The sequence below is a fragment of the Clostridium chrysemydis genome (assembly GCF_015234215.1).
In the GTDB taxonomy this organism is placed as follows: Bacteria; Bacillota; Clostridia; order Clostridiales; family Clostridiaceae; genus Clostridium; species Clostridium chrysemydis.
The window spans coordinates 1-22,941 of sequence record NZ_JADEKP010000015.1; the positions used below are offsets into that span (position 1 = coordinate 1).

The window sequence follows — 22,941 nt, forward strand, 5'->3', positions numbered from 1 at the left end:
CAAGATTAGATTTCCCATAGCGTAAGCTAGTAAGACCCCTTGAAGAACACAAGGTTGATAGGTCAGGAGTGTAAGTGTGGCAACACATTCAGCTGACTGATACTAATAGGTCGAGGGCTTGACCAATTAAAATAGTCAACTAAATATATATATGCAATTTTTAGAGAACATCTCTAATATCTAGTGATGATGGCGTAGAGGAAACACTCCTTCCCATTCCGAACAGGAAAGTTAAGCTCTACAGCGCCGATGGTACTGCACGGGAGACTGTGTGGGAGAGTAGGACGTTGCTAGGTAAAGTGTGGCTCGATAGCTCAGTCGGTAGAGCAGAGGACTGAAAATCCTCGTGTCGCTGGTTCGATTCCTGCTCGAGCCACCATATACGGCGCCATAGCCAAGTGGTAAGGCAGAGGTCTGCAAAACCTTTATCCCCAGTTCAAATCTGGGTGGCGCCTCCATAAGAAACCTGTAAACAGTTTGTTTGCAGGTTTTTATTTTTTATATTTAAAAATAAAAAAGATATCCACAGAAAAATAAAAAATCAAATAGTTATCCACTGAATATTAAGCTTAATCTGTTGAAATGGGGATAACTATCTTAAAACATTCTCACATATTACTAGTTTATTTGATTTATTATCATAGTGAGCATAAGCACCTATAGGGATAGTAACATTAGGATAGTCATGACCAAACGGAAGAGTTGAAACTATAGGGATATTTAAACTAGATAATCTTTTCTTTATCATATTAATTAAGCAATCTGAATCTATTTTTTCATCTACACAATCTGTAAAGTGACCAAGGATTATTCCATTACAGTTATTTAGTTTATTAGATAGAATTAATTGAGTTAAAAGTCTATCTATACAGTATGGTGGTTCATTTATTTCTTCTAATATTAATATGCTATTATCAAAATTAGGCTCGTAAGGAGTTCCAAGTGTTGAACATATCATAGCTAAATTTCCACCTTTGATATAGCCAGAGAAACATTTATTATAATCGTTATAACCTAAAATATCATAAATAAGACCTTTAGAAGGAGAAGTTAATATTCTTTCAAAGTATGTCTTAGTTATTATTTCATTAAAATTAGATTTAATCATAGGACCATGAAATGTTATAATGCCATTATTTGAAAAGTAATTTAAAAGAACAGTTAAGTCACTAAACCCACAAAAAAATTTAGGGTTTCTTTTTATTTTATCTATATCTAAATAGGGTAAGGTTCTAATAGAGCCAAAGCCCCCTCTAAAGGATATGATTCCATCTATACTTTGGTCTTGAAACATATCCATAATTTCTTTTGCACGATCTTTATCACTTCCCGTTAAGTAGTTATTTTCTTCATATAAACAATTTCCAAGTTTAATTTTATAACCTAAACTTTTAAAATCAGATATAAATTTATCTATAAGTATTTTAGGACTTGGTGATGCTGGTGAGATTATGCCAATAGTAGAATTTTTATTTAATAGTTTTCCTTTAGGCATAAATATAAAAACCTCCTAAAAAAAAGAGTAGACTTTTTTATCTACTCTCTTAAATATTGTTATTATATTTATATGATTTTAAAAGTTATAATGCTACTTAAACATATCTTTTTTATAAAGAATAAATCCTACTAGAGAACATAGTACAATAGTTAGAATCATTATTATATAAAAAGGTTCAGGTGCATCTACGTTAAATGGGAATTTTACGTTCATACCCATAATAGCACCTATTATATTAGGGATAGACATAAGTATTGTAACTGATGCAAGAACTTTCATGACTATATTTAAGTTGTTAGAGATTACTGATGCAAAAAAGTCCATTGTACTTGCAAGGATATTACTATATATCTCTGTCATTTCTATAGCTTGCTTATTTTCGATAATAACATTTTCTAAAACATCTTTATCATCATCATATTTTTGTATAAGTTCTAATTTTAACATTTTTTCTAATGTTATTTCATTTGCTTTAAGTGATGTAGAAAAATAAACTAGAGATTTCTCTAAAGAATGTAATTGAATAAGTTCTCTGTTTTTCATAGACTTGTGAAGTCTTTTTTCTATCATTAAACTTTTTTTATCTATTTGTCTTAAGTAAAGCAAATAGTAAGTAGAAATTCTATTTAGAATTTGTAATGTGAATCTTGATTTCTTGTATGTAAAAAATGTTTTTATCCTACTATTAATAAAATCAGTTAAGACTTTACTGTTTTTTAAACATACTGTAATTAAGGCGTCTTTAGTATGAATTATAGATAAAGGATAAGTATCATACGTTAAAGAGTTGTCTTCCATTTCTGTAAATGGAATATCGACTATTATAGAAGTTATATCATTATCTTCTATATCTATACGTGATGTTTCTTCATCATCTAAAGAAGCTCTTAAAAGATCTAATGGAACGTTAGTCTTTTTAGAGATTAATATAAGCTCCTCATCAGATGGAGCAACTATATTAATCCAGCAACCAGGTTCTATATTATCTAATGTTTTCAAAGTAGGATTATTTTCTATAGTATTTTTAAATATTTGAATCATAATATAACCTCCGAATATATCTATATTATACAATAAAAGAGCATTATATATAGGTAAATTCACAAATATATAAAAAAATGAAATGAATAAAAAGAGATACTACTAGTAAACAATAAAAATAATCAGTATAAGCAAGGTAATTTCACTTAATCAATTTTTATGAGGAATAATAGCCAGTATTTAGATTAAAACAACTATGGTATAAAATATAAATAACTAGTATAATCTCCATATAATATAAGAATTTTCAAATCGACAATGGGGGATTTAACTATGATGCATAAAGAGGTTGTTGGTCGAAGAAGGGCTCCTGTTATAGCTATAGTGTTATTTGTAATAACATTTATGTTATATGTACATGAGGGCCTTAAGCACATTGACTTTGATAGCAACAAAACATTATTAATATTAAACTTAATTGTTTTATTTCTAACTCTATATATAATCATTAAAGAATATAGAAGTTGTAAAGTTTATTATAAGTATGCAATAATTGCAAACAAGCTTATAATAAATAAAATATCAGGAGAGTCTGAAGACAACTTGATAAGCGTTAAGATAAATGATATAGCTTATATAGGCTCTAAAGCAGGCGAGTCAAAAAAATACAACGCAAGATCAATAGGTCACTTTATGTGTGAAAAATTAGGACCTGGACATTGTTGTGTATATGAAAAGGACGGAAAATACTATAAGTTTAATTTTAAACCTAGCAATAGTTTTATTGATAGAGTAAAAAAGTATATGGTTAAATAAAAGAAGCAGAGACAAAAGTCTCTGCTATTTTTTTGTTAATTCTGATTTTGCTTCGTTTAAAAGAACATCATTTGTTATAAGATCAAGTCCAGTAAAAGCTAAAGCAAGCCCAGCTTTTTTACACATATCTAATCCAAACTCAGTTACGGTGCATTTTGCAAATTCTGAAGTTCCATATTGAGTTTTTTCGTCCTCTATAATAGAAAAATAAGGGTGTATAGCAGGAACCTTTTTACTTATAGCACCTAAACTTATACCAGCATTAATATCTCTATTGTGACAGATATTAATAACCCCACACTCTTTAAAGTTATGACTAAATAATCTGTTTAATGTAGTATTACTAACTAACTCTTCATAAGGTGGTTCATATAAAGAATAGGAAGGAGATACTTTCATAAGTTTCCCTACATATCTAGCTATTTCTCTTATTTTATTTTCAATAACTAAAGCAAGGTCTATATTTTTAGCCCTTATAAAAAACTTAGCTTCTGATTCTAAGGGAATAAGTAGCGGTGTTTTACCACCTTCTGAAAGAATATAATTTACTTCAACACCTTCAGGGAATCCTTTCATAAGAGTATTTAGTATGCTAAAGGTAAGAAGTACCGCATCTAAAGATGTATATTCTTTTTGACTTAAAAAGGATAAACCATCTTCTCCTTTAAATTGAATGCTTAAAGGGATAATTGCAGATGATGATCCGCTTTCGCAAGTTGTTATATCAGGGTGAGCCATCAAAACTGCATCTATATCGTTAAAGATACCTTGCTTTAGCATTACGTCTTTAGTTCCACCTAAATATTCTCCAGGACAACCTATAATAACTACAGAACCGCGATCTAAGTGATTTAATATTTCACCTAAACAAACTCCAGCAATACAAGAAGTTGTAGTTAGAGCGTTGTGGGCAGTTATGTGCCCTTTATCTTTTATAGCATCATACTGACATAAAAAACAAATTCTAGGATATGTATTTCCTTTTGTAGCTATAAAAGCATTAGGAATATCTAAAAATTCAGTTTCTATATTAAAATCATGTTTTTTAAGTAAATTACAAATTTCTTTTGAAGCTTCTTTTTCTTTGTAGCTTTCTTCAGGATTTTCATACATGTATTTACATAAATTTTCAAATTCAATATCGCAAGTTGAAAGATAACTAATCATTTTTTGTTTCATAATAAATGCCCTCCCAAAAATTAATCAGTATTATTTTTACCAAGATAAAGAAAATTATTTATTTATGTATATTAAATATTTTTATCGGCAATAATTCAGTTATAAAAAGGAACTGGGGGTATTATTTATGGAAGAAAATAATAATTTAAAGGAAAAATTAAAAGAAAAAAATATAGAAAATATTTGTGTGGTCTGTGGTATGATTAAGGATAATGGTATAATTGTAAATGGCGAACTTATTTGTAAGGCTTGCGAGAGAACTATCTTAAAAGCAAGAATGAAAAGTAAAGAATATAATAAGTGCGTTGAGAGGGTTATAAACATTTATAGATAACATTATCAATAAGGAGATTTAGACATGAAAAAAGGTTTATTTATAGTATTTGAAGGTGGAGAAGGCTCTGGTAAAAGTACTATGATAGATATGATATATAACTGGTTACTAGAAGAAGGCAGAGATTGTATTAAAACTAGAGAACCTGGAGGTATAGAAATATCTGAAAAGATCAGAGAAGTAATTTTAGACACTAAAAATACTAGTATGGATGGAAGAACAGAAGCTCTACTTTACGCAGCAGCCAGAAGGCAGCATTTAGTAGAAAAAGTTATTCCAGCTTTAGACTTAGGGAAAATAGTTTTATGTGACAGATTTTTAGATTCATCACTAGCATATCAAGGTTACGCAAGAGGTTTAGGTATAGACGAAGTTTATAAGATAAATAAATTTGCAATAGGCGATTATATGCCAAACATTTCAATTTTATTTGATATAGAACCTGAACTTGGACTTGAAAGGATTAACAAAAACTCTAATAGAGAAGTTAATAGATTAGATTTAGAGAAATTAGACTTCCATTATAAAGTTAGAGAAGGATACGAGATAGTTTATAATCAAAATAAAGATAGAATGGTTAAAATAGATGCGTCTCTTCCAATCGAACAAGTCTTTGAAAATGTAAAATCTGTTATTAATGGCTTAATAAACTAATATCTTAAATATAGAAGTTTATGGTAATATAATAGTATATGGTATATTTAAAGTGGAGGGTTTTATATGAAGTTAGTAATAGCTGTAATTAATGATGATGATTCAATTGATTTAATTGATGCTCTAAGTTCTAAAAAATTTGGAGTAACAAAGTTAGCTACAACTGGGGGATTCCTTAAATCAGGGAATACGACTTTGATGATAGGGGTCAATAAAGAAAAAGTAGATGAAGTTATAGACATAATAAGTGACATATGTAAAAAAAGAACGGAAGTAGTATCAACATCTACACCTCTTACAGGAAATAGTGGGATGTACATGCAGTATCCATTAGAAGTAAATGTAGGTGGTGCAACTATATTTGTAGTTGATGTTGATAAATTTGTTAAAGTTTAATAGAGAGAGAGGAGGAGGGTGTATTGCAAAACTTCGTAGGGCATAAAAATATCATAGATGGATTTATGAGAAGGGCAGAAAACAATACACTATCTCACGCTCATTTAATATCTGGTGATGACGGGATTGGGAAAAGTATATTAGCAGATATATTCTCTTCTAAAATAATAAATAAGCCTTTAGGTGAAGAAAATGCTGATGTTGTAATATATAAAGCAAAAAAGGCAACAATAGGTGTAGATGAAGTTAGAAAGATAATAGAAGAAGTAAATAAAAAACCATATGAAGGTGATAGAAAAGTAATTTTAATACATAATGCAGAGAAGCTTACAGTTCAAGCACAAAATGCACTGTTAAAAACAATAGAAGAACCACCAAATGGAGTTTTTATAATACTTTTAACTACAAACCTTGAAATAATATTAGAAACTATAAAATCAAGGTGTCAAATATACAAGCTTACACCATTAAACAAAGAAGAAATGCTAGAGGTATTAAATAGAAGAACGGGAATAGAAGAAAATATAATTAAATCTGCATTAGCTTATGCACACGGTATTCCAGGAAGAGCAGAAAGATTTTTAGATGATGAATCTCTTGAAAAAATGAGAGATTTAATTTTACTTATGCTAAAAGATGTAAGTAAAAGAGATGTAGATTCGATATTAAAATATGAAAAAGAATTTTTAAAGTTTAAAGATGAGAAAGAAGAGTTATTAAGTGTAATAGAACTTTTTATAAGAGATATAATATTATTTAAAGAATTAAATAATAATGATATGATAATAAATTCAGATAAGATATCTGAAATAGATGAATTAAATCAACTTATGTCATATAAAAGATTAGAAGGAATGATAAAGTATATTAAAGAAGCAAGGGTAGGCTTTAAAAATAATACTAATTTTTCTATAAATATTGATATTATGCTTATGGGCTTTTTGGAGGTATAAAGTTATGTTAAAAGTAATAGGAGTGAGATTTAAAAAAGCAGGGAAAATATATTATTTTGCACCTCAAGAATTAAACATAAACAAATTTGATTATGTTATTGTTGAGACGGCAAGAGGAATTGAATTTGGACAATGCGTTGTCGGGGTTAAAGGAATAGATGAAGAAGAAATAATATCACCTCTTAAAAACGTATTAAGAGTAGCTGATAAAAGTGATATTGAAAAACACAAAGAGAATAAAGCAAAAGAATCAGAAGCTTTAAGAATTTGTGAGCAAAAAATATTAGAACATAAGTTAGATATGAAGCTTATAGATGTAGAATACACTTTCGATAATAACAAAGTAATATTCTACTTCACAGCAGATGGAAGAGTAGACTTTAGAGAACTTGTAAAAGATTTAGCAACTATCTTTAAAACTAGAATAGAACTTAGACAAATAGGTGTTAGAGATGAAGCTAAGATGATAGGAGGTCTTGGACCTTGTGGAAGACCACTTTGTTGTTCTACTTTCCTTGGAGATTTTGCATCAGTTTCTATAAAAATGGCAAAAGAACAAAATCTTTCACTTAATCCAACTAAAATCTCAGGTATCTGTGGGAGACTTATGTGCTGTCTAAATTACGAGCAATCAACTTATGAAGATATTAGAAAGCGTCTTCCAAAGGTTGGATCTATAGTTGATACACCAGATGGAAACGGTGAAGTTATTCAAAATAACATAGTAAAAGAAAATGTAAAAGTCAGACTTAAAAGAGGCGAAGAAGAAATTCTTGAAATTTATAAAATAGAAGAAGTAGATCTAATAGAAGGAAGCTATGAAGATATAGTTGACGAAAAAGATGTTAGATTAGAAATAGAAAATCCTGAAGATAAGAAGTTAATAAAGCAACTTATTAAGGAGAAATAGGGGGAGGAATAATGAAGGCTTTACTAAGAGTAGCTGGACTAAACAGTTCAAATGACGTAAAAAAAATTCAAGGTGCAATAGCTAGTAATGCTGGAGTTATTGCAAGCGAAGTAAATTTATCTAAAAAAGAAGTAGTAGTTATATTTAATGAAGTATATTTAAAAGAAGACGATATAATAGATTCTATTGAAAATTTAGGATATACGGTAATATAAGTTGCTACATATTTACTTTTAACTCTTTCAAAAAAAACTCAAGTATGATAAAATAAGGGTGGTTTTAATACCATAAAATTTAGGAGGTGTTTTTAATGGCATTTGTAATACAAGATTCATGCGTAAGCTGTGGAGCATGCGCACCAGAATGTCCAGTTAATGCTATAAGTCAAGGAGATACTCAATTCGTAATAGACGCAGATACTTGCATCGATTGCGGAAACTGTGCTAATGTTTGTCCAGTAGGAGCACCAGTACAAGAGTAGTATATTACTTATAAAAAGAGATCGTTTTTTCTTTAAGAAAAAACGATCTTTTTTTTAATTTATTTAGAATTAAAGGGTAGAATTATTACTTTTTCTTTATAAAAAGTCAAATCTTCTTTTGTTAAATTCAAAGTTTGGTTTTGAATTTTATATGCATCCTTCATAAGAAGTATAAAGGGCTGTATATCATCAAATAAAAAAGATAAATTACTTATTTTATAGTTCATGGGGATTATAACTTTAGGTGATAAAGTTTTACATAGTTTATATGCTTCTGTTGAGTTTAGATTTACATTACCACCTACAGGTATAAATAATACATCAAGGCCTTTTAAATCATCTAATAAATTAGAAGTTAAAGGGCATCCTAAATATCCTAAATGGCAAATCTTAAATCCATCAATTTCAAAAACAAATATAGTGTTTTCTCCTCTCTTTGCACCAAAGAAATTATCACTATAAGTTTTAATTCCAATTATTTGGCCTATTTCTGAGTCATAAATTCCAGGTTCTTTAATTATTTTTGTAGTAGGATCAAAGTCATCTAAGCATATATAATTCTTAGAGTAATCGCTAAATGTTATTACATTTGGTGATAATTCTTTTATGTTACAACTATGAAATTTATTTATAGGGTCTATAAGAAGTCTTTTTCCTATTTCTGTTTTAATTAGGAAAGTAGAATTTCCAAGCCAAGTTATATTCATTTATGTAATACCTCTCTTTATAAATTAGTATTATTATGCACATATAATGGTTAAATTATCCTAATGTAATTTGACTAAACTTGAAAAATAATTAGAAAAGTATTAATATAGTGTTAATATCAAAGTAAGTCAAAAACAATTTAAAAAGAAGGTGCAAAAATGGCAAGATTAACAGATGTAATTGAAAAGTTCATCAAAGAGATGCTTAAAAATGAAGAAGATCATAAAATTTATATACAAAGAAATGAATTAGCAGACCAGTTTAGGTGTGCACCATCACAAATAAATTATGTGTTAACAACTAGATTTACCTACGCTAAAGGGTATGTTATAGAGAGCCGTAGAGGTGGCGGAGGTCATATTTTAATTAAAGAGGTTAGACACGTTGATTCAGAAAATAGAACTAAGCTTATAAAAGAATCTATAGGAGATAGCATTACATATCATAATGCTATTGCGTTAATAGATAATTTATTAGAAACAGAATTGATTAATAAAAAGGAATATGAACTCATAAAAATATCTATGAACGATAAAACATTAGCATCATCTGATAATAGAAATAGATTACGTTCTGATATATTAAAAGGAATGCTTATGGTAATAATCTCTTAAGGAGGTAATAATGCTTTGTGAAAAGTGTAGTAAAAATGAAGCAATAATCCATTTAGTTTGCATAAATGAAAGTGAAAAAGAAGGTATTTGGCTTTGTCATAAATGTGCAAAAGAAATGACAACAAAAGATATATCAGATATAACAAACGAAGATTTAAAGTTAAACGTAGATAGTTTATTAGATAAGTTTTTAGAACTTGTAGATAATACTAAAAAAGAAAATATCCTAAAATGCAGTTCTTGCGGCTTAAAATTCGAAGATTTTGAAAAAAAAGAAATTTTAGGTTGTGAGAATTGCTATCTAAACTTCAGAAAAAAACTCATTCCTAAAATAAAAAAGATACATTTCAGTAAAATTCACAAAGGTAAAATTCCAAAAAGTAAAATAAAAAAAGTAACATTTGAAAATAGTTTAAAAAGTTTAAATGAAAGCCTTGAAGAAGCCATTTTAAAAGAAGAATATGAAAATGCTGCAATTATAAGAGATAAGATAAATGAAATAATAAGTGATATAAAGAGAGAAGAAAAATGAAAGAATTAGATTATAGCTTAGTAGTTAGCAGCAGACTTAGAATACTAAGAAATATAAGAGGTTATAAATTCCCTTTATTTTTAGAAAAAACAGAAGGAAGAGAACTTTTTAATAGGCTTCAAAATATTATAAATAAATACGTAAAAGAGAGTGAAATATATAGGCTTTGGGAGTACAACTTAGAGTATGAAAGCTATAAAGAAAAGAATTTGATTAATAGCGGTGTTAAAAAAAATAGAGACATTTCGGGAGTTATTATAGGCAAAAACGAAACTTTTACAGCAATGATAAATGAAAATGATCATTTAAGATTACAAATGGTAGAAAATGGATACAATATAGATGAAGCCTATAAAAATATAAGTGAACTAGATGACAATATAGAAGAAAATATAGAGTACGCTTTTGATAGCGAACTTGGATTTATAACTTCAAAGCTTGAAAATCTAGGTACCGGAATGAGAGCTGCTGTAATGATACATATACCTACAATAGTTTCGAAAGACCTTGTATTTAATTTATCTAAAGAATTAAATAGATTAGGTATTAGTATAAAAGGTATATATGGCAATACAGCAAATGCTTATGGAAATCTCTATCAGATAGCAAATTATATAAGTCTTGGTATGAGTGAAAAAGAGATTATTAAAAACCTTAAAGAGGCTATAAAAATAGTAGTAAGGAAAGAAAATAATCTAAGATATGAGCTTTTAAACAAATCTTTTAAAGAGGTTGAGGACAAAGTTTATAGATCATACGGAATATTAAAATATTCAAGGCTTTTAAACCAAATAGAGGTTTTAAATTTATTATCGGATATAAGACTTGGAGTTGAACTAGGCTTCTTAGATATAGAAAAATCAAAACTAAACAAGATAACTGTTTTATCTAGAAGTGCATTAATTAGAAAAGAATTAAAAAGAGATTTAGATTTTAAAGAATTAAATTATGAAAGAGCACGAGTAGTTAGAGAGTTACTTTAAGGTTTGATAATTTAAGGAGGTATTAGAGAAAAGTATATGGGACAAGAAAGATTTACAGAGAGATCACTTGAAGTATTAGAAAAAGCAAGAATTGAATCAAAAAATTTAAAGCACGGTTATATAGGTACAGAGCATATTCTGATGGGAGTAATAAAAGAGCAAGGGGTAGCTTCTAATATACTATTTAACCATAGCGTGACTCTTTTAAGTGTAAAGGAGACTTTAAAGGGTATCCTTGGAGAAGGGGAAGATGATATAGAAATTTATTCTATAGCTAAAACTCCAAGGGCTAAATTTGTTTTAGAAGAAAGTCTTAATCAAGCTAAAAAATTTAATCATAAATATGCAAGTCCTGAACATATGCTTTTAGCTATTATCGAAGGAGAAGAGGGCTTAGCATATTCTATATTAAAGAATATAGCTACAGGATTTGAAAAGATTAAAGACGAGGTTATGGAATCTTTATATAAATCAGAAGAGGAAGAAATAAGTTTTGAAGAAGAGGAAGAAGAATTAGATAGAAAAAATATAAAAACCCTACTAAAATACGGTAGAAACTTAAATAAATTAGCTAGAGAGGGGAAACTTGACCCTGTTATAGGAAGAGAAGATGAAAATAGAAGACTTTTAGAAATTCTTTGTAGAAGAATAAAAAATAATCCATGCCTTATAGGAGAACCTGGAGTAGGTAAGACTGCTGTAGTTGAAGGCTTGGTTCAAAGAATAGTTAAAGGTAACGTTCCTGAGATGTTAAAAAATAAGAGGATTTTTTCTTTAGATTTAACTAGTTTAGTTGCAGGGGCAAAATACAGAGGCGAGTTTGAAGATAGACTTAAAAATGTAATGAATGAAATTAAAGAAAATGAAAATATAATAGTTTTTATAGACGAGATTCATAGCATTATAGGTGCAGGTGGTGCAGAAGGTGCTATTGATGCTTCAAATATATTAAAACCATCTCTTGCAAGAGGGGAAATACAATGTATAGGTGCAACTACTATAGATGAGTATAGAAAGCATATAGAAAAAGATGCTGCCCTTGAAAGAAGATTTCAACCTATAACTGTAGATGAACCTTCAAAATTAGAAACTTTAGAGATAATAAAAGGGTTAAAAGGCAAATATGAAGAACATCATAAGGTAATTATATCAATAGAAGCTATAAATGCAGCTGTAGAATTATCAGATAGATATATAACAGATAGGTATATGCCAGATAAAGCAGTTGATTTAATAGATGAAGCTTCAGCAAAGCTTAGGATAGATAGTATACAAGAGCCAGATTATATACTTAAATTAGAAGAGGATATAAAGGAATTAAAAAATGAAAAAATAGAGGCTGTAGAAAAGCAAGAGTTTGAAAAGGCAGCTATGTTTAGAGATAGAGAAAAAGAATTAGAAAAGAAATTATCTAATTTAAGAGAAAACTTTAAAACTGAGTGCAATGAAAGAGTTTTAGAGGTAACTAAAGAAAGTATAGCTAAGGTTGTTGCTAGTTGGACTAAGATACCAGTTGAAAAAATAACTGAAAAAGAAAGTGAAAAACTACTTAATTTAGAAAATAAATTACACTTAAGAGTAGTAGGTCAAAATGAGGCTGTTAATTCAGTTTCAAAAGCAGTAAGAAGAGCTAGAGTTGGACTTAAAAATCCAAACAGACCAATTGGAAGCTTTATATTTTTAGGACCTACTGGGGTAGGTAAAACAGAATTATCTAAAGCTTTAGCAGAAGCTATATTCTCAGATGAAGATAATATGATCAGAATAGATATGTCAGAATATATGGAAAAACATTCAGTATCTAAACTCATAGGATCTCCTCCAGGATATATAGGGTATGAAGAAGGAGGACAGCTTACAGAAGCAGTAAGAAGAAGACCTTATAGCGTGGTTTTATTAGATGAAATAGAAAAAGCTCACCCTGACGTTTTTAATATATTGCTTCAAATTCTAGAAGATGGTAGGCTTACTGACGGTAAAGGTAAAGTGGTAAACTTTAAAAACACAATAATTATAATGACTTCAAATGTTGGTGCACATACTCTAAAGAAACAAAAAAGTTTAGGTTTTTCTATAAAAGAAGAATTCATAGAAGAATATGAGGATATGAAAGAATCGATACTTGAAGAATTAAAAACTACATTTAGACCAGAATTTTTAAATAGAATTGATGATACTATAGTATTTCATAAGCTATCAGAAGGAGATATGGTCGATATAGTTAGCATAATGCTTAAAGAATTAACTGATAGATTAGATGAGAACAAAATAAAAGTAGACTTTACAGATGAGAGCAAGAAATATCTTTTAAGTAAGTGCAATAAGCATGAGTTTGGTGCTAGACCTTTAAGAAGAATAATAACTAAAGAAGTTGAAGATAAAATAAGTGAAGAAATTTTAAAAGGAAATATAAAATCAGGAATAGGTTTAAAAGCAGTAATTGAAGGAGATAAATTACATTTTATAAACCTAATATAAAGTAAATCGTCAAATTTTATTTGACGATTTATTTTTTTTGTCTGATAAGTTGTGTAGGCAACTAAAATAAATTATAATTATAAAAAAACAAAGGTAGTGTGATTAAGATGGATGAATTTAATGCTATAGGTGATTTAATCTTTTTTATATCTAAAGAATTAAAAAAAGATTTAGATGAGAAGTTAAAAGAAAGAGGATTAGGACAAGGCCAAACACTTATGTTATTAACTCTTTTTAGATTAAAAGATAGAGAAGATATAACAGGAGAATTATTAGCTAAAGAAATGGGAATAAATAAGGGTAATGTAAGTAGAAACATTTCAAAACTTAAAGAAAAAGGAATAGTTTCAATAACTTCTGATGAAAAAGATCAAAGAAAAAAGTATATAAAAATTACTGATAAAGCTTTAGAAGATATAAAAAGTATTGAGAGTGTTTTAAAGGATATACATAAAAAAATGGTTAAAAATATAGAAAAAGATATACTAATTAAAACTTTAGAAGGTCTAAGTAAAATGCAAAAAAACTTAAACGAAAAAGAAAATTAATAGACTATATTTTAAAGTTAGGGAAAGACTAATTGTATAAAAAATATAACATAAAAGCGTTTTATTAGATAATTATTATTAATTAAGAGATTTTTTACTTTTAATTTTCTAAAAAAGTGATATAATTATATAAAAGATTATACCCCTAGGGGGTAAAGGAGATGTTATAGTTGAGCAAAGAAATTAAAGATATTGACTTAGTTATAATAGGTGGAGGTCCAGCTGGACTAACTGCAGCTATATATGCAGCTAGGGCTAATATGGAAGCACTTTTATTAGAAGATAAATTTATTGGAGGGCAAGTTAAAAACAGCTATACAATAGAAAACTATCCAGGTTTTAAAAATATAAGTGGAGCAGACCTTGCTGATTTAATGCAAGAACAAGCAGAGGAAGCCGGAGCTAATATAGATGAATTTGATATTATTGAAAATGTGAAATTTAATGATGAAGAGAGACTTATAGAAACAGAGGAAGCTATATATAGAGCAAAAACTGTAATACTTGCAACTGGTGCTATTCCTAAAAAGCTACCTATAAAAAACGAAGAAAAATTTTTTGGAAAAGGGATTCACTACTGCGCAGTTTGCGATGGTGCCATGTATAAAGATAAGGTAGTTGGAGTAGTAGGTGGAGGAAATTCTGCACTAGAAGAAGCTATATTTTTAACTAATTTCGTTAAGAAGGTTTATATAATAAGACGTAAAGATAGTTTTAATGGTGAAAAATCAGTTATAGACAAAGTTATGAACAACGAAAAAATAGAAGTTTTATTTAATAAAGATTTAGTAGATGTAGAAGGAGAAAACTTCGTTACAAAAGCTATAATAAAAGATACAAAAACAGGAGAAATATCAGAAGTTAAATTAGAAGCTTTATTTGGTTATATAGGAACAGAGCCAAAGACAGCTATATTTAGAGAATATATAAAACTTAACGACTATGGTTATGTTTTAACAGATGGAAATATGAGAACTAACATAAAAGGTGTTTTTGCAGCTGGTGATGTTAGAGAAAAAGAATATAGACAAATAACTACTGCTGTATCAGATGGAACTATTGCAGCTTTAGAAGCAGAAAAATTTTTAAATAAATTAAAATAGTTAACAAAAGGAGAGAAACATTATGATAAAAGTATATTCAACTTCATGGTGCCCAGGATGCATTAAAGTAAAAAAATATTTAGAGAAAAAAGGTTTTGAATACCAAACTATAGACGTTGCAGATAAGCACGAAGATAGAGAAGAGGTATTTAAAGTTTCAGGACAAAGAACAGTTCCTGTAGTTGATATCAATGGGAAAATAATAGTAGGCTTTGAGAAAAAAGAAATAGATGCGGTTTTAGAAAGCTTATAAAATAAAAAAAGATGTATTGATTTTTTTCAATACATCTTTTTTCATTTATTTTTCTAAAGCTTTATCGATAGCTGCTTTATCAAAACCGATTATAACAGTTCCGTTTATATCTAAAACAGGAACTCCCATTTGTTTAGATTTACTAACCATTTCTTCTCTAGCTTCCATATCATCTTGTACGTTTAACTCAGTGTAATCCACACCTTTTTTTGTAAGGTAACTTTTAGCTTTTACGCACCAAGGACAAGAGTCAGTTGTAAATACTTTAACCATAGTAACACCTCCATCCGACTGGTAAATAATCTTTATTACCGAATATGTTTTCTTAAATTTTAACTCACTTTAGTAGCTATTTCAACAAAAATAAAAATAATTCAAAGTTATTTAATTATACTGTTATTATTTAGGTTAGAATTTAAAATATAATTATCAACTTCATTTTGAGAACTTGGGTTTTGAAATTGGTCTGTTAAATTAGTTGTAATTTCACTCTTTAAAATGTTCTCACCTTTATGTAAAGTAATATTGTGAAATAAATCTTGTTTATTAACCATAATATCAACTCCTAATAATGTATTGATTATATTATTTGTAAAAAGTAGAGTTATTATGCTTAATAAATATTTGTATAGTGGTCTAGACAACTAGATAAAGTAAATGTATAATGAACTTAGGAGGAATAAATATGATAGATAAAAATAGTCCAATACCAGTGTATTACCAATTAAAAGAAGCAATAAAAGGGAAAATTGCAGAAGGCACATGGCTAGTTGGCGATTGTATAGCTAGTGAAAGGGAGCTGTCTGAAAAGTATGAAGTTAGTAGAATGACTATTAGACAAGCAATTGGGGAATTAGTTCAAGAAGGTATTTTAAGAAGAGAAAAAGGTAAAGGTACATTTGTATGTGAACCTGAAGTAAAACAAAAAGATGTTATGAGTTTTACAGATATTATTAAAAGAACAGGAAAAGAACTACAAACAGAAGTATTAGCTATGGAATATATCGATACTCCTAAAAAAATGAAAGAAATTTTAAACTTCGATAAGGTTTATAAAATAAACAGACTTAGAAGAGTAAATGGCGAAGTTATCGCAAATGAAATAATCTATATACCAAAAGAAATTTCAGGAGAACTTGATAAAGAAACTGTAATAGGTTCTATATTTAAAGTTTTAGAAGATAGAGGGCTTTTAATAAACCATTCTGAATCTGAAATAAAAGCTATTATTATGGATGAATACTATAAAAAGTTATTTGAAGTAGATATTATAGTTCCACTTATAAAAACATATGGAACAACTTTAGATGATGAAAACAAAGTATTATTCATTGAAGAATCAGTATATAGATCTGACAAATATATTTTAGAAGTCAATATATCGAGGAGAGAGGGGATTTTAAAATGAAATTAATAATAGTAAAAAATTATGATGAAATGAGCAAATGTGCAGCGGGGATTATGGCAGAACAAATAAAAGAAAAAGCAGATTCTGTTTTAGGTCTTGCAACTGGAGGAACTCCAGAAGGAATGTATAAAGAATTAATAAGAATGAATAAAGATGGAGAAATAGATTTTTCTAAAATAACAACAGTTAACTTAGATGAATATATAGGTCTTGCAGGGGATCATGAGCAAAGCTACAGATTCTTTATGAATTCACATCTTTTCAATCACGTTAATATAGATAAAGCTAGAACTTTCGTACCAAATGGATTAGCTAAAGATCCAAACGAAGAAGGAAAAAATTACGACAAAATGATAGATGAATTAGGTGGAACTGATATACAACTATTAGGTGTTGGAAATAATGGACACGTTGCATTTAACGAACCAGATTCACACTTAGTTTCAGGAACTCACCTTACAGGTCTTACAGAAAGCACAATACAAGCTAACTCAAGATACTTTGATTCAATAGATGAAGTTCCAAAAACAGCAATAACTATGGGTCTTGGACAAATCATGAAAGCTAAAAAAATACTTTTAGTTGCAAGTGGTGAAGGAAAAGCAGAGGCTATGAAAGAGTTATTTAGTGGGAAAATAACAACTGAATGCCCAGTAACAATGCTACAAATGCATAGAGATGTTACTGTAGTAATTGATGAACAAGCAGCAAGCTTAATAAAATAGTAAATTAATAAAAACAAAGGATTATCTTATTAAAAGATAGTCCTTTTCTTTATTTATATAGATATTTAGTTATAGGTATTTAAATTTTAGTTAATAATGTAATATAGATAAAATATATGATATTATAGAATTACTGGAAAGATTCATGGAATTAAAAATAGAAAAAAGGATGTTATGTACCTATGGCTAAGATAAAATCAATTTTTACATGCCAAGAATGCGGTTATGAATCAGCGAAGTGGCTTGGAAAATGCCCTTCATGTAATAACTGGAATACTTTTGTAGAAGAAGTTCGGGATTCAAAAGCAGAAGAAAAAAATAAAATAGTAAAAACTTTAACTAAAGAAAATATGCCAAAATCAATATCTCAGATAAAGTCTGGAGAAAGAGAGAGATTTGATACTGGATTAGAAGAATTAAATAGAGTTTTAGGTGGAGGGCTTGTTAAAGGTTCTTTAACACTTATATCAGGTGACCCTGGTATTGGTAAGTCAACACTTTTACTTCAAACAGCAAATAATATTTCAAAAAAATATGGAAAAGTTTTATATGTTTCAGGAGAAGAATCGGAAGAACAAATCAAAATAAGGGGAGACAGATTAGGTGTAAAATCTGAAGAACTTTATATAGTATCAGAAACTAATTTAGATACAATTGAAGCATATATAGATGAAATAAATCCAAAGTTTGCAATTATTGACTCAATTCAAACTATATATAAAGAAAATGTCACGTCAGCACCGGGAAGCGTATCACAAGTTAGAGAGTGCTCAAACCAACTTATGAGAATTGGAAAAAAGGCTGGTATTCCTTTATTTATAGTAGCGCACGTTACAAAGCAGGGTGAACTTGCAGGTCCTAGGGTTTTAGAACATATGGTAGATACAGTTTTATATTTTGAAGGAGAAAGAACAGAGGAGTTTAGAATCCTTAGAACTATGAAAAACCGTTTTGGAACTACTAGTGAAATAGGTGTTTTTGAAATGAGAGAAGAAGGTTTAGTTGAAATCTACGATCCCTCAAGCTTGTTCTTAGAAGAGACTACTTTTAACCAAGAAGGCTCTGTAGTTATTGGAATAATGGAAGGAAGTAGACCTATATTAGTTGAAATCCAAGCATTAGTTACAGAAACTAAATCGCCAATGCCAAGAAGAACTTCTGTAGGTATAGATAATCAAAGGCTGAGTTTAATATTAGCTGTGTTAGAAAAGAAGCTTAGAGTTCCTTTTTATAATCACGATGTTTATATAAATGTTGTAGGAGGACTTAATATAGATGGGACTACTGCAGATTTAGGAGTTGCAATTGCTCTGTTATCGAGTATAAAAAGCAAAGGAATAAAACTTGAAAAGGTAGCTATTATGGGTGAGGTAGGACTTACAGGAGAGATAAGACCTATAACTACTATAGAGAGATTAGTAAACGAAGCAGAGAAATTAGGTTTTCTAAATGCAGTTATTCCTTGGAGAAATAAAGAAAAAGTTAAAAATAATAAAATAAATGTTATAGGTATTAATAATTTAAAAGAAGCTATTAGTAAGATATTCTAAGAGAATAGGTGAGTATATGAGATTAGAGAAAGATGTTCAAATTAGAAAAATTTTAAAAATAATGTGCCCTGGTACTCAATTAAGAGAAGGACTTGAAAATATATTAAGGGCTAAAACTGGTGGATTAATAGTCCTTGGAGATAGTGAGGAGATTATGGAAATAGTAGATGGTGGATTTACTATAAACTCAGAATATTCTCCGGCTTATGTTTATGAACTTGCAAAAATGGATGGTGCTATAGTTTTAAGTAAAGACTTAAAAAAGATAATATGTGCAAATGCACAATTAGTGCCAAGTGCCACGATTCCTACATTTGAAACTGGAACTAGACACAGAACAGCGCAAAGAGTTGCAAAGCAAACAAACAGCATAGTTATAGCTATTTCACAAAGAAGAAATATTATAACTGTATACAGGGGCGATTTAAAATATGTTTTAAGAGAAAGTAGTGTAATTCTTGCAAGGGCTAACCAAGCTATACAAACGCTAGAAAAGTATGTATCAGTACTTGAGAGAGTAATAAATAATTTAAATCTTTTAGAATTCCAAGATTTAACTACTCTTTTTGATGTAGTTACTGCTATTCAAAGAACTGAGATGGTTATGAGAATAGTAGAAGAAATAGACACATATATCTTAGAACTTGGAAATGAAGGTAGACTTATATCTATGCAATTAGATGAGTTAGTAAGATATGTTGAAAGAGACGGAATATCTTTAATAAAAGATTATGGAGATGATGAAAAGAGTATAGACGAGATATACAATAACATCCAAAAACTATCACCTCAAGAACTTATAGACTTAGAAGCTATAGCAAAAATATTAGGATACGGATATAGCTCATTAGCTGATACTTTAATTTCACCTAGAGGCTATAGAATATTAAGCAAAATACCTAGAATTCCATCAAATGTTATTGAAAACTTAATCAATCATTTTGATAGTTTTAATGATGTTTTAGAAGCAGATACGGAAGAATTAGATCAAGTAGAAGGAATTGGGGAAGCTCGTGCAAGGGCTATAAGAACTGGTCTAAGAAGAATTAACGAACAAATTTCATTAAAAGCAGAAATTTAATAATAAAATATAAAAAATTGTGCAAAATAAAAGCGATATTTAATTTTTAAATATCGCTTTAGTTTTTGTATATAAAAATATGTACTTAGGCTAATTTTTATCTGAAAGTAAAATTGCCTAAAGTTTCGATTTTATTATTTTCAGTTAAAAGTATATCATAAAGATTCACACCTAAAGAATTGCAAAGGGAAGTAAGGTAGAATAAGTTATTGCCCATCTCTTGTTCGATTACTTCTCTGCAATTTTCACAAAGTTCCCCTTTTAAGTGGCTAGATAAACACTCTTTATACTCTAAAAGAGTAGTTTCATCAGAAGGAAGGCATTGTTTTTTTGCATCTATTTCTATACAACCGCAATTAGTAACAGCTTTAACTATAGCTCTATTTACTCTACTACTAGATTCGTTATACTTACTTAAAGTATCTAAAATACTTTTGTGACGTAATAAAGAATCTTCAACTGAGTTTTGAAATTTATCAAAAATTATGTCTTTCATTTCTTTTCAACTCCTTAGCAATATTTTATAAATTTTCTATATGTAACTAAATATATCTTATGAATCTAATGATAAACCAGTATGGCTTTAAAATATAGGGGGTATAAGAAAAATATAAATATTCTTCAGTTATATTTAAGAAAAACTTCACTAAAGCCATAAAATGGTATGGTATAATTAATTCACGGTAAATAAATTATATTTATAGTAAAAAACTTTATTTTAAATAGAATTTAATTATCATATAATGGCAAGAATTTAAAAGGGAGGTGAAGGAATGTTAAAAAAATTAATAAGAGGAATTTTCACTATAATAGGCTTACTACTAGGATATATAATAGGGGAAGCAGTTTTAAAGATAGATATTTTTCAAAATGTAGAATTTCTGTCAACAGCGGTAGGTAGGGTATTATTCGTTATATTTATTTCATTAGTTTTTGGTATTATTTTATATTTGGTTTCTCCGACTATATATAAGTGGATTTCAAATTTAATAGGTTTAGCAGAAACAAATATGAGAAGGTTCTCAGTAGCTGAAATAATATACGGGTCGATAGGCGCTATCATACCCCTTATAATAGTTTTCTTTTTAGCGAGTCCTTTAAATGACTTTTTAGCACCACTTGGACCAATCCTATTTATATTAATTAATATTTTAGCAGCAGTAATAGGTGTAAAAATCACTGTAGATAAAAAAGACGATATAACTGCTATGATAGTTAATATAAAAAAGAATAGTGCTATAAGAGAAAAAGCTCAAAAAGAAAAGAAGGCTAGAAAAGAAGCTGAAAAAGCACATAAACCAATTCCAAAAGTTTTAGATACATCTGTAATAATAGATGGTAGAATATTTGATATTTGCGAAACTGGTTTTGTAGAAGGACCTTTAGTTATACCTAATTTCGTTTTAGATGAACTTAGACATATAGCAGACTCTTCAGATTCTTTAAAAAGAGTTAGAGGAAGAAGAGGACTAGATATATTAAATAAGATTCAAAAAGAATTAGATATAGAAACTCAAATCTACGAAGGCGATTTTCCTAAAATCGCAGAAGTGGATGCAAAGCTTTTAAAACTAGCTCAAACTTTAAGCGGAAAAGTTGTAACAAATGATTATAACTTAAACAAAGTTGCTGAGGTTCAAGGTGTTCCAGTTTTAAATATAAACGAGCTTTCAAACGCTATTAAACCAGTTGTTATTCCAGGAGAAGAAATGACAATTGAAATAGTTAAGCTTGGAAAAGAAAACAGTCAAGGTGTTGCGTATTTAGATGATGGAACGATGATAGTAGTTGAAGGTGGTAAAAAGTACTTAAATATGACTATAGATGTTTTAGTTACATCAGTTCTTCAAACAGCAGCAGGAAGAATGATATTTGCAAAACCTAAAGACAATTAGGAGAGTAATTAATATGAATACAGCTATTATTCTTTCAGGTGGAAGAGGAAAGAGGATGGGTGCATCAGTTAGTAAGCAATTTATAATGCTTAAAAACAAACCAATCCTATATTATACTATTAAAAAATTTTTAGATAACAAAGATATAGATAATATAGTTCTTGTTTTACCAGAAGATGAAATAGATTATTTTAAAGAGAATATTTTAGAGAAGTTTGATTTAGATATAAGTAAGATTGTTTTAGGTGGAAAAGAAAGACAAGATTCTGTATATAATGGTCTTAAAGAATGCAAAGATTCTGATATAGTTTTAATACATGATGGGGCGAGGCCTTTTGTAAGTGATGAGATTATATCAAATGGAATAAAATTTGCTAAAGAGTACGGGGCAGCAGCACCTGGTGTTATGCCAAAAGATACTATAAAAGTTAAAGACTTTAAATCTTTTTCTAAAAGTACACCTAAAAGAAGTGACTTAGTTTCAGTTCAAACACCGCAAGTTTTTAAATATGATTTAATAACTAAATGCCACGAAAAAATTAAAGCCGAAGGTAAAGAAGTCACAGATGATACTATGGTTGTTGAAACTTATGGTAATAAGGTGTTTTTATATGATGGTGAATACACAAATATAAAAATTACAACACCAGAAGATTTGATTTTAGGTGAGTATTTAGTATTAAATAATTAATTGACAGTAAATTCTTTAAAAGCTATAATGTTAGCATAAAATAGAATTAAAGGTTAAAGACTATGAAGAAGAATAGTAGAAATCGCACCTTTTAAAGAGAGGAATCCTTAGGCTGAAAGATTCCAAATTAGATTTTGAACCAGCTTCTGAGTAATAGGCAAAAACTATCG

Annotated in this window: 28 protein-coding genes, 2 tRNA genes, 2 rRNA genes and 1 other annotated feature (1 of these 33 only partly in view); of the genes, 25 read left to right on the forward strand and 7 right to left on the reverse strand. The window is 28.8% G+C overall.

The annotated features are described in order from the left end of the window. The 4 genes from INR60_RS16755 to INR60_RS16770 form a co-directional block, all read left to right on the forward strand. Window positions 1–126 (forward strand): 23S ribosomal RNA (locus tag INR60_RS16755); the annotation flags it as partial. A 53-nt stretch (window positions 127–179) separates the two neighbouring features. Beyond that, window positions 180–296 (forward strand): 5S ribosomal RNA (rrf, locus tag INR60_RS16760). A 7-nt stretch (window positions 297–303) separates the two neighbouring features. Continuing rightward, window positions 304–379 (forward strand) — tRNA-Phe (locus tag INR60_RS16765). 5 nt (window positions 380–384) lie between these two features. Continuing rightward, window positions 385–458, forward strand: a tRNA-Cys gene (locus INR60_RS16770). Window positions 459–592: 134 nt separating this feature from the next. Here INR60_RS16770 and INR60_RS16775 read toward each other — a convergent pair. Both INR60_RS16775 and INR60_RS16780 read right to left on the reverse strand, forming a co-directional pair. Further along, entirely contained in the window at window positions 593–1,495 is a 903-nt protein-coding gene (locus INR60_RS16775; RefSeq protein ID WP_194192638.1) for a S66 peptidase family protein, read from the reverse strand. A gap of 93 nt (window positions 1,496–1,588) precedes the next feature. Then, window positions 1,589–2,539: a magnesium transporter CorA family protein gene (locus INR60_RS16780; protein WP_194192639.1), complete on the reverse strand. Its 951-nt coding sequence runs from the start codon at window positions 2,537–2,539 to the stop codon at window positions 1,589–1,591. Window positions 2,540–2,812: 273 nt separating this feature from the next. Here INR60_RS16780 and INR60_RS16785 point away from each other — a divergent pair, with 273 nt between their 5' ends. Beyond that, window positions 2,813–3,295, forward strand: a complete 483-nt coding sequence (locus INR60_RS16785; RefSeq protein ID WP_194192640.1) for a hypothetical protein — start codon at window positions 2,813–2,815, stop codon at window positions 3,293–3,295. 24 nt (window positions 3,296–3,319) lie between these two features. Here INR60_RS16785 and INR60_RS16790 read toward each other — a convergent pair whose 3' ends face one another. After that, a complete protein-coding gene (locus INR60_RS16790; RefSeq protein ID WP_194192641.1) occupies window positions 3,320–4,474 on the reverse strand; it encodes a zinc-binding metallopeptidase family protein in 1,155 nt (384 codons plus the stop codon). Window positions 4,475–4,601: 127 nt separating this feature from the next. Between INR60_RS16790 and INR60_RS16795 the strand changes: the two genes are divergently transcribed. The 7 genes from INR60_RS16795 (at window position 4,602) to fdxA (ending at window position 8,202) form a co-directional block, all read left to right on the forward strand. Then, complete coding sequence (locus tag INR60_RS16795; RefSeq protein WP_194192642.1) at window positions 4,602–4,808, forward strand: sigma factor G inhibitor Gin; 207 nt, start codon at window positions 4,602–4,604, stop codon at window positions 4,806–4,808. Window positions 4,809–4,832: 24 nt separating this feature from the next. After that, window positions 4,833–5,462 carry a dTMP kinase gene (gene tmk, locus INR60_RS16800; RefSeq protein ID WP_194192643.1) on the forward strand — a complete coding sequence of 210 codons (630 nt, stop codon included), beginning with the start codon at window positions 4,833–4,835 and terminating at the stop codon, window positions 5,460–5,462. A 66-nt stretch (window positions 5,463–5,528) separates the two neighbouring features. Then, a complete protein-coding gene (locus INR60_RS16805) occupies window positions 5,529–5,858 on the forward strand; it encodes a cyclic-di-AMP receptor (RefSeq protein ID WP_194192644.1) in 330 nt (109 codons plus the stop codon). Between the two features lie 23 nt (window positions 5,859–5,881). Continuing rightward, on the forward strand, window positions 5,882–6,811 hold the full coding sequence (locus INR60_RS16810) for a DNA polymerase III subunit delta' (protein ID WP_194192645.1): 930 nt from the start codon (window positions 5,882–5,884) through the stop codon (window positions 6,809–6,811). 4 nt (window positions 6,812–6,815) lie between these two features. Beyond that, window positions 6,816–7,721, forward strand: coding sequence for a PSP1 domain-containing protein (locus INR60_RS16815; protein WP_194192646.1), 906 nt, complete (start codon window positions 6,816–6,818; stop codon window positions 7,719–7,721). 11 nt (window positions 7,722–7,732) lie between these two features. After that, the gene (locus INR60_RS16820) at window positions 7,733–7,936 is read left to right on the forward strand and encodes a heavy-metal-associated domain-containing protein (RefSeq protein WP_194192647.1); all 204 of its coding nucleotides are present in this window, start codon (window positions 7,733–7,735) and stop codon (window positions 7,934–7,936) included. A 95-nt stretch (window positions 7,937–8,031) separates the two neighbouring features. Next, a complete protein-coding gene (fdxA, locus tag INR60_RS16825) occupies window positions 8,032–8,202 on the forward strand; it encodes a 4Fe-4S ferredoxin (RefSeq protein ID WP_194192648.1) in 171 nt (56 codons plus the stop codon). A gap of 59 nt (window positions 8,203–8,261) precedes the next feature. On the opposite strand, the gene INR60_RS16830 is transcribed toward fdxA, so the two are convergent. Then, entirely contained in the window at window positions 8,262–8,909 is a 648-nt protein-coding gene (locus INR60_RS16830) for an MBL fold metallo-hydrolase (protein WP_194192649.1), read from the reverse strand. Window positions 8,910–9,068: 159 nt separating this feature from the next. Here INR60_RS16830 and INR60_RS16835 point away from each other — a divergent pair, with 159 nt between their 5' ends. From INR60_RS16835 to INR60_RS16865, 7 genes are all read left to right on the forward strand, one after another. Beyond that, the gene (locus tag INR60_RS16835) at window positions 9,069–9,524 is read left to right on the forward strand and encodes a CtsR family transcriptional regulator (protein ID WP_194192650.1); all 456 of its coding nucleotides are present in this window, start codon (window positions 9,069–9,071) and stop codon (window positions 9,522–9,524) included. A gap of 10 nt (window positions 9,525–9,534) precedes the next feature. Then, window positions 9,535–10,056, forward strand: coding sequence for a UvrB/UvrC motif-containing protein (locus INR60_RS16840; RefSeq protein WP_194192651.1), 522 nt, complete (start codon window positions 9,535–9,537; stop codon window positions 10,054–10,056). Further along, entirely contained in the window at window positions 10,053–11,039 is a 987-nt protein-coding gene (locus INR60_RS16845) for an ATP--guanido phosphotransferase (RefSeq protein WP_194192652.1), read from the forward strand. The genes INR60_RS16840 and INR60_RS16845 overlap by 4 nt, the downstream gene beginning before the upstream one ends. A gap of 36 nt (window positions 11,040–11,075) precedes the next feature. Continuing rightward, a complete protein-coding gene (locus INR60_RS16850) occupies window positions 11,076–13,517 on the forward strand; it encodes an ATP-dependent Clp protease ATP-binding subunit (protein WP_194192653.1) in 2,442 nt (813 codons plus the stop codon). A gap of 107 nt (window positions 13,518–13,624) precedes the next feature. Then, entirely contained in the window at window positions 13,625–14,065 is a 441-nt protein-coding gene (locus INR60_RS16855; RefSeq protein WP_194192654.1) for a MarR family winged helix-turn-helix transcriptional regulator, read from the forward strand. A 170-nt stretch (window positions 14,066–14,235) separates the two neighbouring features. Next, entirely contained in the window at window positions 14,236–15,168 is a 933-nt protein-coding gene (trxB, locus tag INR60_RS16860; protein WP_194192655.1) for a thioredoxin-disulfide reductase, read from the forward strand. A 22-nt stretch (window positions 15,169–15,190) separates the two neighbouring features. Beyond that, the gene (locus tag INR60_RS16865; protein WP_194192656.1) at window positions 15,191–15,421 is read left to right on the forward strand and encodes a glutaredoxin family protein; all 231 of its coding nucleotides are present in this window, start codon (window positions 15,191–15,193) and stop codon (window positions 15,419–15,421) included. A gap of 45 nt (window positions 15,422–15,466) precedes the next feature. Here INR60_RS16865 and INR60_RS16870 read toward each other — a convergent pair whose 3' ends face one another. Beyond that, window positions 15,467–15,694: a glutaredoxin family protein gene (locus INR60_RS16870; RefSeq protein WP_194192657.1), complete on the reverse strand. Its 228-nt coding sequence runs from the start codon at window positions 15,692–15,694 to the stop codon at window positions 15,467–15,469. Window positions 15,695–15,801: 107 nt separating this feature from the next. Beyond that, window positions 15,802–15,975: a hypothetical protein gene (locus INR60_RS16875; protein ID WP_194192658.1), complete on the reverse strand. Its 174-nt coding sequence runs from the start codon at window positions 15,973–15,975 to the stop codon at window positions 15,802–15,804. A gap of 131 nt (window positions 15,976–16,106) precedes the next feature. On the opposite strand from INR60_RS16875, the gene INR60_RS16880 reads away from it, so the two are divergent. From INR60_RS16880 to disA, 4 genes are all read left to right on the forward strand, one after another. Continuing rightward, on the forward strand, window positions 16,107–16,829 hold the full coding sequence (locus tag INR60_RS16880) for a GntR family transcriptional regulator (RefSeq protein WP_194192659.1): 723 nt from the start codon (window positions 16,107–16,109) through the stop codon (window positions 16,827–16,829). Next, window positions 16,826–17,554: a glucosamine-6-phosphate deaminase gene (gene nagB, locus INR60_RS16885; protein ID WP_194192660.1), complete on the forward strand. Its 729-nt coding sequence runs from the start codon at window positions 16,826–16,828 to the stop codon at window positions 17,552–17,554. Before INR60_RS16880 ends, nagB begins: the two co-directional genes overlap by 4 nt. A gap of 182 nt (window positions 17,555–17,736) precedes the next feature. Next, window positions 17,737–19,104 (forward strand): DNA repair protein RadA, encoded by a 1,368-nt coding sequence (gene radA / locus INR60_RS16890; protein WP_194192661.1) that lies wholly within the window; start codon window positions 17,737–17,739, stop codon window positions 19,102–19,104. A gap of 16 nt (window positions 19,105–19,120) precedes the next feature. Continuing rightward, the gene (disA, locus tag INR60_RS16895) at window positions 19,121–20,185 is read left to right on the forward strand and encodes a DNA integrity scanning diadenylate cyclase DisA (protein WP_194192662.1); all 1,065 of its coding nucleotides are present in this window, start codon (window positions 19,121–19,123) and stop codon (window positions 20,183–20,185) included. 97 nt (window positions 20,186–20,282) lie between these two features. On the opposite strand, the gene INR60_RS16900 is transcribed toward disA, so the two are convergent. Next, the gene (locus INR60_RS16900; protein ID WP_194192663.1) at window positions 20,283–20,681 is read right to left on the reverse strand and encodes a nucleoside triphosphate pyrophosphohydrolase family protein; all 399 of its coding nucleotides are present in this window, start codon (window positions 20,679–20,681) and stop codon (window positions 20,283–20,285) included. A 277-nt stretch (window positions 20,682–20,958) separates the two neighbouring features. Here INR60_RS16900 and INR60_RS16905 point away from each other — a divergent pair, with 277 nt between their 5' ends. Then, the gene (locus INR60_RS16905; protein WP_194192664.1) at window positions 20,959–22,080 is read left to right on the forward strand and encodes a PIN/TRAM domain-containing protein; all 1,122 of its coding nucleotides are present in this window, start codon (window positions 20,959–20,961) and stop codon (window positions 22,078–22,080) included. Window positions 22,081–22,093: 13 nt separating this feature from the next. Then, entirely contained in the window at window positions 22,094–22,771 is a 678-nt protein-coding gene (gene ispD / locus INR60_RS16910; RefSeq protein ID WP_194192665.1) for a 2-C-methyl-D-erythritol 4-phosphate cytidylyltransferase, read from the forward strand. 53 nt (window positions 22,772–22,824) lie between these two features. Further along, window positions 22,825–22,941: a binding site (T-box leader), on the forward strand; it runs 70 nt beyond the window's last position.

What these genes read in the sequence shown, in the direction of transcription:
- INR60_RS16775 (WP_194192638.1), bottom strand. Translation starts at nt 1,495, where the DNA reads ATGCCTAAAGGAAAACTATTAAATAAAAATTCTACTATTGGCATAATC.
- tmk (WP_194192643.1), top strand. Translation starts at nt 4,833, where the DNA reads ATGAAAAAAGGTTTATTTATAGTATTTGAAGGTGGAGAAGGCTCTGGT.
- fdxA (WP_194192648.1), top strand. Translation starts at nt 8,032, where the DNA reads ATGGCATTTGTAATACAAGATTCATGCGTAAGCTGTGGAGCATGCGCA.
- INR60_RS16795 (WP_194192642.1), top strand. Translation starts at nt 4,602, where the DNA reads ATGGAAGAAAATAATAATTTAAAGGAAAAATTAAAAGAAAAAAATATA.
- INR60_RS16870 (WP_194192657.1), bottom strand. Translation starts at nt 15,694, where the DNA reads ATGGTTAAAGTATTTACAACTGACTCTTGTCCTTGGTGCGTAAAAGCT.
- INR60_RS16875 (WP_194192658.1), bottom strand. Translation starts at nt 15,975, where the DNA reads ATGGTTAATAAACAAGATTTATTTCACAATATTACTTTACATAAAGGT.
- INR60_RS16780 (WP_194192639.1), bottom strand. Translation starts at nt 2,539, where the DNA reads ATGATTCAAATATTTAAAAATACTATAGAAAATAATCCTACTTTGAAA.
- INR60_RS16820 (WP_194192647.1), top strand. Translation starts at nt 7,733, where the DNA reads ATGAAGGCTTTACTAAGAGTAGCTGGACTAAACAGTTCAAATGACGTA.
- INR60_RS16900 (WP_194192663.1), bottom strand. Translation starts at nt 20,681, where the DNA reads ATGAAAGACATAATTTTTGATAAATTTCAAAACTCAGTTGAAGATTCT.
- INR60_RS16790 (WP_194192641.1), bottom strand. Translation starts at nt 4,474, where the DNA reads ATGAAACAAAAAATGATTAGTTATCTTTCAACTTGCGATATTGAATTT.
- INR60_RS16850 (WP_194192653.1), top strand. Translation starts at nt 11,076, where the DNA reads ATGGGACAAGAAAGATTTACAGAGAGATCACTTGAAGTATTAGAAAAA.
- INR60_RS16840 (WP_194192651.1), top strand. Translation starts at nt 9,535, where the DNA reads ATGCTTTGTGAAAAGTGTAGTAAAAATGAAGCAATAATCCATTTAGTT.
- ispD (WP_194192665.1), top strand. Translation starts at nt 22,094, where the DNA reads ATGAATACAGCTATTATTCTTTCAGGTGGAAGAGGAAAGAGGATGGGT.
- INR60_RS16835 (WP_194192650.1), top strand. Translation starts at nt 9,069, where the DNA reads ATGGCAAGATTAACAGATGTAATTGAAAAGTTCATCAAAGAGATGCTT.
- INR60_RS16855 (WP_194192654.1), top strand. Translation starts at nt 13,625, where the DNA reads ATGGATGAATTTAATGCTATAGGTGATTTAATCTTTTTTATATCTAAA.
- INR60_RS16830 (WP_194192649.1), bottom strand. Translation starts at nt 8,909, where the DNA reads ATGAATATAACTTGGCTTGGAAATTCTACTTTCCTAATTAAAACAGAA.
- INR60_RS16905 (WP_194192664.1), top strand. Translation starts at nt 20,959, where the DNA reads ATGTTAAAAAAATTAATAAGAGGAATTTTCACTATAATAGGCTTACTA.
- INR60_RS16880 (WP_194192659.1), top strand. Translation starts at nt 16,107, where the DNA reads ATGATAGATAAAAATAGTCCAATACCAGTGTATTACCAATTAAAAGAA.
- INR60_RS16815 (WP_194192646.1), top strand. Translation starts at nt 6,816, where the DNA reads ATGTTAAAAGTAATAGGAGTGAGATTTAAAAAAGCAGGGAAAATATAT.
- INR60_RS16785 (WP_194192640.1), top strand. Translation starts at nt 2,813, where the DNA reads ATGATGCATAAAGAGGTTGTTGGTCGAAGAAGGGCTCCTGTTATAGCT.
- INR60_RS16845 (WP_194192652.1), top strand. Translation starts at nt 10,053, where the DNA reads ATGAAAGAATTAGATTATAGCTTAGTAGTTAGCAGCAGACTTAGAATA.
- radA (WP_194192661.1), top strand. Translation starts at nt 17,737, where the DNA reads ATGGCTAAGATAAAATCAATTTTTACATGCCAAGAATGCGGTTATGAA.
- INR60_RS16805 (WP_194192644.1), top strand. Translation starts at nt 5,529, where the DNA reads ATGAAGTTAGTAATAGCTGTAATTAATGATGATGATTCAATTGATTTA.
- INR60_RS16865 (WP_194192656.1), top strand. Translation starts at nt 15,191, where the DNA reads ATGATAAAAGTATATTCAACTTCATGGTGCCCAGGATGCATTAAAGTA.
- nagB (WP_194192660.1), top strand. Translation starts at nt 16,826, where the DNA reads ATGAAATTAATAATAGTAAAAAATTATGATGAAATGAGCAAATGTGCA.
- disA (WP_194192662.1), top strand. Translation starts at nt 19,121, where the DNA reads ATGAGATTAGAGAAAGATGTTCAAATTAGAAAAATTTTAAAAATAATG.